The sequence below is a fragment of the Frankia sp. CgKIO3 genome (genome assembly GCF_977946435.1).
The window spans coordinates 1-11,656 of the sequence record NZ_CDWTMO010000137.1; the positions used below are offsets into that span (position 1 = coordinate 1).

Below are 11,656 nucleotides of genomic sequence, written 5' to 3' on the forward strand. Positions count from 1 at the left end.
CCGATCTGCACACCGAGGAAGACGATCCGCTCCTTGAGCAGCTTCGAGTACGGATCCATGCCGTACTCGCCGCGGGAGGGTTTCTCGATGATGTTCGGCAGGACGTGACGGGCCCTCGGTGCACCGCCGCCCAGCATGATCCCGCTCGCGGCGGGAGGCCGCCCGGTCATCGCCCGCTCCCGCCGCCGGGGCCGAAACCGGTGCGGCCCGCCCGCCGCAGACCGATGCCCGCTCCACTGACCACACTGGGTACCTGATCCACCCGGGCGACCACGTGATCGACGAGACCATACTCCTTGGCCTCCTCGGCCGTGAACCACCGGTCCCGGTCGGAGTCGGTCTCGATCTGCTCGACGGTCTGCCCGGTGTGGAAGGCGATTCGCTCCTGCAGCGTGCGCTTGGTGTACAGCATCTGCTCGGCCTGGATAGAGATGTCAGCAGCGGTGCCGCCGATGCCGCCGTGCGGCTGGTGCATCATGATCCGGGCATGGGGCAGCGCGTAGCGCTTGCCCGCCGTGCCGGCGCAGAGCAGGAACTGCCCCATCGAACCGGCGAGACCCAGCGCGACCGTCGCCACGTCGTTTCCGACGTACTGCATCGTGTCATAAATCGCCATGCCGGCGGACACCGAGCCACCCGGCGAATTGATGTAGAGGTAGATGTCGGCCGCGGGATCCTCGGCGGCGAGCAGCAGCAGCTTGGCGCTGATCGCGTTGGCCACCGCGTCCTCGACCACGGAACCAAGGAACACGATCCGGTTCTCGAGGAGCCGGCTGAACACCTGGTCGTCCGCGGAGCCGAGCCCGGGTGCAGCGGCCTGCGCGGTAGCCCGGTGCGGACCCCCCGGCCCGGCCTGCGTGAGGCGCGGAAAAGATTCGATCATGGTACGTCCTCCCGCCGGCCGTCGGGAATGGGTGCGAGCACGATGGGCCGGCGTCACCAGCGTTGCCGGGAAATCCGCGCCCATGGCGCTGATCTGCTGGCGGCAGATCTGCTCACGGCAGACGCGACGTCCCGTGGAACGACTCCAGCGACCTTCCCCAAGGGGATACCGGACGACGACGCCTGCCCGGCCAGTCCCGGATCCCGTGGCGCCCCCGCCGGATCGTCCGGTCCACCCGGGCGGCACCCGCCGACCCTCGACCCGTGTCGAGCCGACCGCCGGAGGGTGTCCCTGCCTGGGAAGGCCGCAGTTTGATGACGAACCCCAGCCCCGGACCGTCACCGATCTCCAGCAGCGCGGCTCGACCACCACGGGACATGAGGCACCACGGGACATGAGGTCACGCCACCGCGGCCAGGCCGGTGGGGGCGCTGTGCCTCGTGATGCCGGCCCGGATGGCCCGGGCGGGCCGGGTAGAGCGAGCCGGGTCAGTTCTCCTCGGGCCCGAAAGGATCATCGAGAAAATCGAGGAACGAGCTGTCCAGGCGACCGGGACCAAGATCGCCTTGATCAACGACGTCCCGGCGATCCGGGCTTTCCCGCAGCGACCGGGCGGTATCGTCCCGCAGGCCAATCATGAAGTCCTCGGCGAGGCGCACCTGTTCCTGCAGGGATGCGAGCTTCTCCTCGGCCAGGGTAACCCAGGTTCTCAGCCGTTCCCGCAGTTCCCTGCGATGATCTGGGGCAAGATCGGGCTGGCCGATCCGCTCACGCAATGTGATGAGAGACCGCATCTCCTCGAGCGTGAACCCCAGCGGTTTCATCTTCTTAATGAGGAAAAAACGGTCGAGTGCGTCGTCGTCGTACAGCGGGAAACCACCCGCTGTGTAGCCTACCGGCGTGAGCAGGCCAGCATCCTCGTAGAAGCGGGCGGTACGCAGGGACAAGGTCACCAGGGTGGCAACGTCACCGATCCGGTAGCAGCCGTCACAGGCATCGGCGGAAGACCCGGCGCTGCTGGTTATGGACAATTCAACCCTTATCACGTGAGCATGACGACTGGTATTCGAGTGTCAAGCGTCTCTAGTATCGGCCACCCACAGCTACACAGGACCGGTAAAGATCTGGTAATCCATGGCCGACGCCGACCGTGACGTCGGTCACCAACCGACTCCGGTTGCTCCACAGGAGCCCAAGCGCCGGCCGCCACCCCGGATCCCGGTCACCCCGGCGAACCGGGGGGCTCCCACAAAATAGATAGCTTTGCAAAACGGATGGCCTTGACGCAGCGAAGGACCCGGGCGGGCGAGACAACCTGAACGAACCGAACCTCCGGGTAAAATCGGATATCTTGCCGGGATCGGACGATCCCGACGGCTCCGACCTCGGGGCACGGGCCCCCATCATGGCGGTTCCGGCACCCATCTCGGACGAGGTGACCATAGATTCACGAGTCCGTCTACCGTCCGGTCCGCATCACCGTGCAGGCCGATGACGAAGTCCTCCGCGACTCCCGCCTGCTGCCGCAGGGTGGCCAGCTTCTCCTCAGCCAGCACGACCCAGGTATGCAGCCGCTCACGCAGTTCGGTCCGCCGACTCTCGGAGATCGTCGAATCCGACAGCTCGTCGCGCACCGACAACAGCGACCGCATCTCCTCCAAGGTGAACCCCAGCGACTTCATCTTCTTGATGACGAGCAGTCGATCGACGGCCTCGTCGTCGTACAGGCGGAAGCCACCCGGCGTACGTCCAGCGGGAGTAAGCAGTCCGGCTTCCTCGTAGTACCGGACCGCGCGCAGCGAAAGCCCGACCCGCTCGGCAACCCCACCTATCTGACGGGTGTTTCCGCGGGCCGCGCGGAACGCGGAACGATCACGACGCGTCGTGGACACCGTAACCCTTACGTTCGTGCCTCGAAGACTCGGGCTAAAATAGTTGGCACTTGACTCTACGGCCTGTCTTCCGGGGACTTGAACGGAGTCTGCAACGAGGCCCCGCACACCACACCGCCACTCCGCGAACACACCGGAAGAACAATATCCGCCCACGGTAACATCCACGACAACAGTCACCCCGGCGACGTGGACCCCTGGCGAGGCCGCGGGCAGGGTGGGGCCCGGCCCGGGTCGCCCACGTCACCCCACGTCACGGGGGCCGATCGGTCGACGCCGGGATCGTGAACCGGCAGGCTCAGCGCGGACCCCGTCGCTTCGCGCCAGGGGCGGTGGGACATCGGCGGACAGGCCCCGATCGCGGGCCGGCAGAACGAGGAGACGGCTGTGCTGACCAGGATCGACCACGTCGGGATCGCGGTGGCTTCCCTCACCGAGGCCATCCCCCGCTATGAGGAGGCATTCGGTCTGGAGGTCGTGCACCAGGAGGAGAACGAGCGCCAGGGGGTGCGCGAGGCGATGCTGCTGGTCCACAGCGGCAAGACCGGGAACTCCTACGTCCAACTGCTAGAACCGCTGCGCGAGGACAGCCCAATCGGGAAGTTCCTGGCCAAGCGGGGGCCGGGCATCCACCACATCGCCTACGGCGTCGCCGACATCGACAGCGCCCTCGCGGCCCTGACCACGACCGGATTCGATCTGGTCAACAAGACTCCGGTGCACGGCACCGCCGGCAGCCGGATCGCGTTCATCCATCCCAAGGGCCTCGGAGGCGTGCTCACCGAACTCGTCGAGGCCGCCGAGGGGCACTGAGCCGGGCCGGACGGCCCCGCGTTGCCGCCATCCCCTGTCCGGCCCCTGTTCGGGCGGGGCAGCGAAGGCACGGGGCGACGAATCCCCGGCGACTGCCCCGGCGACTGCCCCGGCGACTGCCCCGGCCCAGGACGGATCATGGATCGGGGATCAGCGGTCGCGGATCAGCGGCGGCTTCTCGCGGCGGACACGTTCGCGGTCGGGACCGGATCGAGCGGGACCACCGATGAACCGTTCCACTGGTAACGCACGGTCGCACCACCCGCCGTCGGGCAGCACATCGGATCGCTTGGCCGGTAGAGGTCGTACTGCAGGGCGACGACCCGGTCGGTGGACCAGATCCAGCGAATCGTGGCGCTCGGCTGCGGCAAGTCGTAGCCGACGAACCGGCCACGGTGGAAGAAGAACGCCCGCTGCGGATGCCCGTCCCCGGATGTCGACAGCAGTCCGACGATCACGCTGAGATCGTTGCTCCGGTCATAACCACCGAGGACGATCGGCGTGTACCCCGCCGATCGAACCAACGCCGCGGCGTTGGCGATGCTCAGCGCCGGGGTGCCGGATGTGGACGAGACAGCGGAGGCTGTCCCGGCGATCCCGCCCATCAGGATAAGCGTACCGATCATCACTGAAACGGCAAGTCCGCGACGTAGCGCCATGAGACCTCCCAGGTTCCGTGCTGATCCGACCCAACCTAGATGCCCTCTTCGGTGGGCGCCGACCAGCTAGGGGATATGGCCGGTATGTCGCCGGATTCGGACCGGTCCGCCCCCCGGCCGGCGGATCCGGCAGGCTCCACACCGGAACGGGCGGGAAGCCGTGCCGTCGGGGGGCACTGTCGGGGACCACTGTCGAGGGGCACTACTGTTGGTGGGAGGCGTATCCGCCGGAACCCTGGGAGCTGCGCGGTACGATGGTCATCTTCGTCTGGTTCGTGCCCCGCGCGGCGCTGGCCGGCGCCCCTCCCCGGGCGGTGACCGTTCTCGGCCGGGTCCCGGTGGCCACCGCCTGGGTTCGCTACGATCCGCGTGGCGTCCTCGCCTACCGTGAGGTCATGGCCGCCTTGCTGGTATGGCACAGGCGGCACCTGCACGTGACGGTCCCGCATATCTGGGTGGACAGCCCGGCGTCCCAGGTCGGCGGTCGCGCCCTGTGGGGGATTCCCAAGGAACTGGCCGTCTTCACCGAACGACCGGGCACGTCCACACGACCGGAAACGGCCCGGGACGCCGGCGGCACCCACCTGCACGCCCGGGACGCCACCGGGACAGACGCCACCAGGACAATCGTCGCCGCGGCGGTAAGCCGGGGACAGCGGCTGCCGGGCAGGTGGCCGGTCCGCTTCCGCGTGGTGCAGGATCTCGACGGCCAGCCCCGGGTGAGCCCGGTGCGGCTGGCCGGGCGGCTCGCCCTGCACCGGTCACGATGGGACCCGGCGGCGGAGGGTCCGCTGGGTTTCCTCACCGGGCTCCGGTCTCGGCTCACCGTCCGTCTGGACGACTTCCGGATGATTTTCGGAGCCGGAGCCGGAGCCGGCCGGGACGGCATCCCTCGTCCGGCCCGGCGTGCCCGCCGAGGGGCCTGTCGAGAGGCCCAGCCGCCCCGCCGACCGGCCTGACCCGCCCGGCCCAGCCGCCGCCGTGCCGGAGCCGCGCCGCCACCGCTGTGACGGCGAGCGCACCCGGCGCCCGGCGGAAGGTGGTCAGGGTCGCTCCCGGCACGTGCATCCGCAGGGTGGCGACCGAGCGGGGGCGGACGAACTCGCGCAGCCCCTCCGCGCCGTGCACCCGGCCGAACCCGCTCTCGCCGCTGCCCCCGAAGGGCAGGGCGGGCATCCCGGCAAACGCCAGCACCGCGTTGACGGACACCATCCCGGCGTCGAGCCGGCTGGCGATCTCGTCTCCCCGGGACCGGGAGAAGACCGTCGCACCGAGCGCGTACGGGGTGCCGTTGGCCAGCGTGACGGCCTCGTCGACGTCGGCGACGGTCCGGACGGTGGCGACCGGCCCGAACGTCTCCTCCTGCACGGCGGGGCTGCCCTCCGGCACGTCGACCAGCACGACCGGTTCGATGAAGGTGTCCCCCACCGACTCCGTCCCGCCGATCAGGGCGCTCGCGCCGCGGGCCAGCGCGTCGGCCACGTGGCGGCGCACGATCGCCGCCTGGCCGGGCATCGTCATCGGACCGTAGGATGCGTCCCGGTCGGCGCCGGGACGAACCCCGTCGAGCTCGCGGCGCAGTGCGGCGAGGAAGGGCGCGGCGACCGCCTCGGTCACGTAGATCCGCTCGACCCCGGCACAGGTCTGCCCGCCATTGGACATCGCTCCCCAGACCGCTGTCCGGGCGGCGGCGGCCACGTCAGCGTCGTCGGCGACGATCAGCGGATCCTTGCCGCCGCATTCGATCACCACCGGGACGAGGGACGACGCGCAGGCCGCCATGACCAGGCGGCCGGTCGCGGGCGAGCCGGTAAAGGCGATCTTGTCGACCCCGGCGGTACACAGGGCGGCACCGGTCGGACCGAAGCCGGTGACCATGGTCAGGACCCCGGCCGGCGCGTCCGGATTCGCCGCGGCGAACGCCGCGACCAGATACGCGCCCACCGCCGGGGTGTACTCGCTGGGCTTGAAGACCACCGTGTTACCGGCTGCCAGGGCATACACGATCGAACCGCTCGGGGTGAACAGCGGGTAGTTCCACGGCCCGATCACCCCGACGACCCCGAACGGGCGGTACTCGATCCGTCCGGTGTGGTTCGCCAGGAACGGACCGGGCGACACCCGACGGGTCCGCAGCACGCGGGCGGCGTTGCGGGCCGCCCAGCGGATGTGTTCCAGCGTCAGCAGCAGCTCGATGCGGGCATCGGCGGCGGTCTTGCCGTTCTCGGCGTGCAGGAGGTCGATCAGCTCAGTCTCGTGGCGGACGAGGTGCGCCGCCCAGCGCAGCAGATAGTCGCGCCGCCGTGCCGCCGTAAGCCCCGCCCACCAGCCCGCCGCCGACCGGGCGGCCGCCACGGCCGCCCGCACCTGGGTCGGCTCCATCACCGGGAAGCTCGCGACCACCGCGCCGGTGGCCGGATCCGTCGACAGGAGCGTCCCGATGCCGGCCTCCGGGCCCGCCTCCGGGCCGACCGCGCCAGTCACCCCGGTCTCCCGATTCGCCACGGTCTCCGGGTTTGTCGGGTTCGTCGAGTTTTCCGAGGTCGTCGGGTTTTCCGAGGTCGTCTCCTCGTCCGGGGTCGTCACGGTCGGCCGCATGGGGAGCTCCTCGCCGCTGGTAACGGAACGTCCTTCCCTTACCCGGCGAGGATATGACCGCCACCCGCAGAGAAACGAGTCCCGTCATCCTCAGATCATCCTCAGAGGAACGAGTCGCGGTACGCGGCGAACCACTCCCGTTGCCGGCGCTGATCGGCCGTCTCCTCCGCGGCGACATGGTCGAGCATCGAGGAGGGGTCCGGCGGGTCGAGGGCGAGGGTGTCCCGGCGCAGATCGGCCGCGGCGGCGTCGGCCCGCCGGCGGACCTCGTCAAACCAGCCGGCCTCAACATCGGCGGCGAGCAGCCGACGGAGGCGCTCGATGGGATCCCGGGCCTGCCAGGCGATGATCTCCTCCGGCGGCTGGTAGCGGGTCGCGTCGTCGGAGGTGGTATGCGGGGCCATCCGGTAGGTGTTGGCCTCGATGAGCACCGGGCCGCGACCGCTGCGCGCATGGTCGAGCGCCCAGGTGGTCACCGCATGCACCGCGAGCACGTCGTTACCGTCGACGCGCAGGCCGGGGAAGCCGAACCCGTCGGCCCGGCAGGCCAACCGCACCGGGGACTGCCGCCAGCTCGGCGTGGAAATCGCCCACTGATTATTCTGGCAGAAGAAGACGACGGGCGCACCGAAACTCGCCGCCCACACGAATGCCTCGTTGGCATCACCCTGGCTCATCGCACCGTCACCGAGATACACCATCACCGCCAGGTCGGTATCGGTGTCGCCGGTGCCAGTGCCGCCAGTGCCGGTGCTGGCGGCGCCGTCAAGGAGCACCCCCATCCCGAAACCGACGGCGTGCAGCGTCTGGGCCGCCAGAACAATCGTGTAATTAGCCATATTGTGACGGTGCGTATCCCAGCCATCGTGACTCACTCCTCGCAGCAGCCGAATCACCTCGACCGCCGGGACACCGCGGTGCCAGGCGACCGCGTGTTCCCGGTAACTGGGGAACAGGTAATCCCGGGGACGCGAGGCCGCGGCGGATCCGACCTGCGCGGCCTCCTGCCCCCGCAGCGGAATCCACAGGACCAGCTCACCCTGACGTTGCAGGGCCGTGGCCTCCTCGTCCAGCCGGCGGGCCAGGAGCATGGAGGTGTAGAACTCCATGCGCAGCTCGTGGTCGGCGAGCACCGAGAACCGAGAATCGGTGACCAACGAACCATCGGGGGCAAGCAGTCGGATGCCGCCATCGTCGAGTTCACCCGCCGCGGGCGAGGTGTTCTCCCCGAACGCACCGGGAAAATGATGCGGAACGGGACCGCCCACCGAATCCGGTTCGAGCCGCTGCATCGGCCCGCCGGTAATCAGTTCCGGATCCCGTACGACATTCATACCGAGTACCCCTCCCCCACCCGAAGATCACAGGACGTCCTACCATCGGAAACCATCGAAAAAGAGCGGTGTACCCGTGCGACACTACGCGGTGCGGACGGGGTGAAAACACGGGCGAGGTAACGACGAGATTCCGGCCACAGGATTCCGAGGCCGCAGGACGATGCCGGGAAGATGACGATGCCGGGAGAATACTGACTATCGTGAAGCACGTGGGCGTCGTCCGGTCTCTGCTGCTGTTCATGGTGGCCGCGGTCACGGAGATCGGTGGTGCCTGGCTCGTGTGGCAGGGCGTGCGCGAGCACCGCGGGCCGGTCTGGGTGGGGCTCGGGATCGGGTTCCTGGCCGCCTACGGCTTCGTCGCGACCCTCCAGCCGGACGCGCACTTCGGCCGGGTCCTCGCCGCCTACGGCGGGGTCTTCGTCGCCGGTTCCCTGCTCTGGGGCGTGACCGTCGACGGCTTCCGACCCGACCGCTACGACCTCGCCGGAGCCGCGATCTGCCTGCTCGGCGTCGCCGTCATCATGTACGCCCGGCGCGTGTGACGGCTGACGGCTGACGGCTGACGGCTGACGGCTGACGGCTGACGGCTGACGGCTGACGGCTGACGGCTGACGGCTGACGGCTGACGGCTGACGGCTGACGGCTGACGGCTGACGGCGCACAATATGGCTCATGGCGCGCACCGCGGAACGTGTACGGGTCGTGCTGGAGCGTTCCGGTGGACTTCTCGGGCGCAGCGTGCGCCGCGGTCTGGACACGGCCGATCTCAGTAAGCAGGAGGCCGAGAACCTGCGCCGCCTGGCCCGCGAGGCGGTGCATCACGGCGATCTCGCGGCCACAACGGACGCCGCGGATGCCGGTCAGGTAGATTCCACCGAGGCCCGGGGTTCCACCGCGCCCCGGGGTTCCACCGCGCCCCGGGGTTCCACCGAGGCCCGGGAGCGGCACGACATCGGCGCGGACCGGTTCGTCTACACCCTGGAGATCGACCGGCCCGGGGAGCACGCGGTGCGGACGTTCTCCGAGCCGGTGCCCGACGAGGTCCGGCCGCTGCTGGCGCTGCTGCGCACCGCGCCGCTGCTGCCCGCGAGCCGTCCCTAGCGGTGTCGCTGACAGCGAGGTTGACCACCTCGCGCACCGCGGACCCAGTCGTCGACGACTGGGTCCGCTTCGCCAGCCTGGACCGGCTACGCCTGCCCGTCCTCGACCCAGTACCGGCCGAAGGACTGCACCTCACCCTCCAGCGTCTCGCCTTCACCGACCAGATCAGCCACGCCGAGGTCGACAAGAGCATCGAGGAGACACGGCGGCGCTTCGCAGGCGTCCAGGGGAGCTGGATACGCTTTCGCTCCCGAGAACCGTGTCCAGCTCGTTCGCCCAGGCGAACGACGCGCCTGGCGCGGCACGCTGAACCATCGCCCAGGCCCATCGCTCAGGCCGCCTCCCGCGGCCTTCGTCGCCGCGTAGACGGCGTTCCCCGGCCAGGAGTGCTGCCCTCACCGAGGCGATGGCATTAATGATCATCCCGCCGGCAGTCACCAGCCCTACCAGCCCGGCCACACAACCGCTCCCACTACTGGCTCCCGCTGCTGGGTAGATGCGTCACGCAGCGTCGTGGAAGACCAGGCCGAGAGCGTGACGCCGGCCCGAGCGGACGGTGCTCACCCCGTGGCGCACCGCCGAGGCGGACCAGCCGCGGGCGGAGCGCACCGGCCGGTCCCGGGTCGTGAAGACCAGCGCGTGCCCCTGCGGCAGGACGAGGGAGGTTCCGCGGGACTGGGCGCGCATGCGCTGCTCGACGAGCAGGAACTCCCCGCCGGTGTAGTCCTCGCCCGGCACGTCGAGGCCGATGACGACCTGGAGCGGGAAGACGAGTTCCCCATAGATGTCGCGATGCAGCGCGTTCCAGTCACCCCGGCCGTAACGCAGCAGCAGCGGCGTCGGCCTGGTCTGCCCAGCCTGGTGGCACCGGCCGAGCCAGGAGCCGAGGGTGTCCGGCCACGGGGCCGGCCGGCCAAGTCGACCGGCCCAATCCCGGGCGACGGGCAGCAGGTGCGGGTAGAGCGTCTCGCGCAGCCGCTGGACCAGTTCTGGGAGCGGATGGCCGAAGTATCGGTACTCTCCTGACCCGAACCGGTGCCGGGCCATGTCGACCGTGGAGCGGAAGTGCCGCGTCTCGTCGTACAGTTCCGCGAGGGCGTGGCACTGCGCCGGGGTGAGGATCCCAGGGGTGAGCGCGCAGCCCACCACGTCCAGCTCTGCTCCGATCGGCGCCCAGTCGACGTTGTCCGGTGACGGTAGCCGGCCGGTACCCGTCACGACCAGGCCGCCGCCGCGTCCAACATCGGCGCGTCCAACATCGGCGCGAGTACCCCCTCATGGCGCAGCAGCGCCTCCTTGCGGGCGAGTCCGGCCGCGTAGCCGCGCAGGGTGCCGTCGGCTCCGATCACGCGGTGGCAGGGACGCACGAGCAGCAGGGGGTTCGCGCCGACCGCGGCGCCCACGGCCCGCACGTCGCCGCGGGCGGCGCCGGTCCGTTCAGCGAGGCGGCCGTAGCTGGTCGTCGTCCCGTACGGGATGGTCTCCAGCGCCCGCCAGACCCGTTCCTGGAACGCAGTGCCATGGGTGAGGAACTCCAGCTCGAAGACCCGGCGCTCGCCGGCGAAGTACTCCTCGATCTGCCGGGCGGCCTCGGTGAAGGACCTCGGGGCACGCCGCCAGTGCGGCGCCACCGTCACGGCTCCCCTCTGCTCAGGCATGGACAGGGAGCTCAGGGCGATCCCGCCCGCCACGCCGTCCGATTCCTCTCCCACCAGTTCCTCTCCCACCAGCAGCAGCTCGCCCAGCGGGCTGTCCAGGGTCGTGTAGACGGTCATCGGCTGTCATCCTTTCCCGTGCCATCGATCCTCCGCGGACCGGTGCCGTCGTCGACTCGTGACTGGTCCGGCGACTGACCCGACGATGGTCCTCCGCTCCCGGCCCCCACAGATGGTGCATGGCGTAGGAGCGCCAGGGCCGCCAGGCCGCGGCGTCCGCCAGGGCCGCGCCGACCCGCCGCATCCCGGCCCGGGCGGCCACGTCACTCTCCAACAGGACGTCAGGGTCGCCCAGTGCCCGCATCCGGATGTAGCCCGCCGTCCACGCACCGACGCCCCGCAGGAGCAGCAGCTCCTTCTCCGCCTCGTCGCGGTCGACGCCCGGGTCGAGACGGACGGTGCCGTCGGCGAGCGCGGCGCTGAGCGTGCGCAACGTATCGCGCCTGCTCTGTGGCATCCCCGGCTCGGTCAACGACGCCTCGGCGAGGTCGGTGACCCGCGGAAACAGGTGGGTGAGACCACCATCGGGGGTGGGAAGCGGTTCCCCGTACGCGGCAACCAGCGCGTCGCCGAGCCGCCGCCCCGCCGGCACCGAGACCTGCTGGCCCAGTACCGCGCGGACGGCGAGTTCGTGCGCGTCGGCGGCACCGGGCGCGCG

The 11,656-nt window shown here is 70.0% G+C and carries 12 protein-coding genes and 2 pseudogenes; 4 read left to right on the forward strand and 10 right to left on the reverse strand.

The window, feature by feature from the left end; all coding sequences use genetic code 11:
• The 4 genes and pseudogenes from clpP to AC08OJ_RS14895 form a co-directional block, all read right to left on the reverse strand.
• Window positions 1–137: pseudogene (gene clpP, locus AC08OJ_RS14880) on the reverse strand (ATP-dependent Clp protease proteolytic subunit); the annotation flags it as partial.
• A gap of 29 nt (window positions 138–166) precedes the next feature.
• Window positions 167–883: an ATP-dependent Clp protease proteolytic subunit gene (locus tag AC08OJ_RS14885; RefSeq protein ID WP_462203099.1), complete on the reverse strand. Its 717-nt coding sequence runs from the start codon at window positions 881–883 to the stop codon at window positions 167–169.
• A 488-nt stretch (window positions 884–1,371) separates the two neighbouring features.
• A complete protein-coding gene (locus tag AC08OJ_RS14890) occupies window positions 1,372–1,914 on the reverse strand; it encodes a MerR family transcriptional regulator (RefSeq protein ID WP_476596022.1) in 543 nt (180 codons plus the stop codon).
• 372 nt (window positions 1,915–2,286) lie between these two features.
• Window positions 2,287–2,775 (reverse strand): MerR family transcriptional regulator, encoded by a 489-nt coding sequence (locus AC08OJ_RS14895; protein ID WP_476593551.1) that lies wholly within the window; start codon window positions 2,773–2,775, stop codon window positions 2,287–2,289.
• Window positions 2,776–3,162: 387 nt separating this feature from the next.
• Between AC08OJ_RS14895 and mce the strand changes: the two genes are divergently transcribed.
• Window positions 3,163–3,588 carry a methylmalonyl-CoA epimerase gene (mce, locus tag AC08OJ_RS14900; RefSeq protein ID WP_462188654.1) on the forward strand — a complete coding sequence of 142 codons (426 nt, stop codon included), beginning with the start codon at window positions 3,163–3,165 and terminating at the stop codon, window positions 3,586–3,588.
• A gap of 164 nt (window positions 3,589–3,752) precedes the next feature.
• Here mce and AC08OJ_RS14905 read toward each other — a convergent pair whose 3' ends face one another.
• On the reverse strand, window positions 3,753–4,247 hold the full coding sequence (locus AC08OJ_RS14905) for an LppP/LprE family lipoprotein (protein ID WP_476593550.1): 495 nt from the start codon (window positions 4,245–4,247) through the stop codon (window positions 3,753–3,755).
• Between the two features lie 17 nt (window positions 4,248–4,264).
• On the opposite strand from AC08OJ_RS14905, the pseudogene AC08OJ_RS14910 reads away from it, so the two are divergent.
• Window positions 4,265–4,945, forward strand: a pseudogene (locus tag AC08OJ_RS14910) (acetoacetate decarboxylase family protein); the annotation flags it as partial.
• A 124-nt stretch (window positions 4,946–5,069) separates the two neighbouring features.
• Here AC08OJ_RS14910 and AC08OJ_RS14915 read toward each other — a convergent pair.
• Both AC08OJ_RS14915 and AC08OJ_RS14920 read right to left on the reverse strand, forming a co-directional pair.
• Window positions 5,070–6,845, reverse strand: a complete 1,776-nt coding sequence (locus AC08OJ_RS14915) for an aldehyde dehydrogenase family protein (protein WP_476596023.1) — start codon at window positions 6,843–6,845, stop codon at window positions 5,070–5,072.
• Window positions 6,846–6,946: 101 nt separating this feature from the next.
• Window positions 6,947–8,179, reverse strand: coding sequence for a thiamine pyrophosphate-dependent enzyme (locus tag AC08OJ_RS14920; RefSeq protein ID WP_476596024.1), 1,233 nt, complete (start codon window positions 8,177–8,179; stop codon window positions 6,947–6,949).
• A gap of 212 nt (window positions 8,180–8,391) precedes the next feature.
• On the opposite strand from AC08OJ_RS14920, the gene AC08OJ_RS14925 reads away from it, so the two are divergent.
• Together AC08OJ_RS14925 and AC08OJ_RS14930 are read left to right on the forward strand one after the other, a co-directional pair.
• Window positions 8,392–8,724, forward strand: coding sequence for a YnfA family protein (locus AC08OJ_RS14925; RefSeq protein WP_476596027.1), 333 nt, complete (start codon window positions 8,392–8,394; stop codon window positions 8,722–8,724).
• 130 nt (window positions 8,725–8,854) lie between these two features.
• Entirely contained in the window at window positions 8,855–9,283 is a 429-nt protein-coding gene (locus AC08OJ_RS14930) for a hypothetical protein (protein WP_476596025.1), read from the forward strand.
• A gap of 501 nt (window positions 9,284–9,784) precedes the next feature.
• Here AC08OJ_RS14930 and AC08OJ_RS14935 read toward each other — a convergent pair.
• The 3 genes from AC08OJ_RS14935 to AC08OJ_RS14945 form a co-directional block, all read right to left on the reverse strand.
• Entirely contained in the window at window positions 9,785–10,501 is a 717-nt protein-coding gene (locus AC08OJ_RS14935; RefSeq protein ID WP_476593546.1) for a 2OG-Fe(II) oxygenase, read from the reverse strand.
• The gene (locus tag AC08OJ_RS14940; protein ID WP_476596026.1) at window positions 10,498–10,941 is read right to left on the reverse strand and encodes a methylated-DNA--[protein]-cysteine S-methyltransferase; all 444 of its coding nucleotides are present in this window, start codon (window positions 10,939–10,941) and stop codon (window positions 10,498–10,500) included. The genes AC08OJ_RS14935 and AC08OJ_RS14940 overlap by 4 nt, the downstream gene beginning before the upstream one ends.
• Window positions 10,934–11,656 (reverse strand): DNA-3-methyladenine glycosylase family protein (locus tag AC08OJ_RS14945; protein ID WP_476593544.1); only part of this gene is annotated, 723 nt, incomplete at its 5' end. The genes AC08OJ_RS14945 and AC08OJ_RS14940, both read right to left, overlap by 8 nt.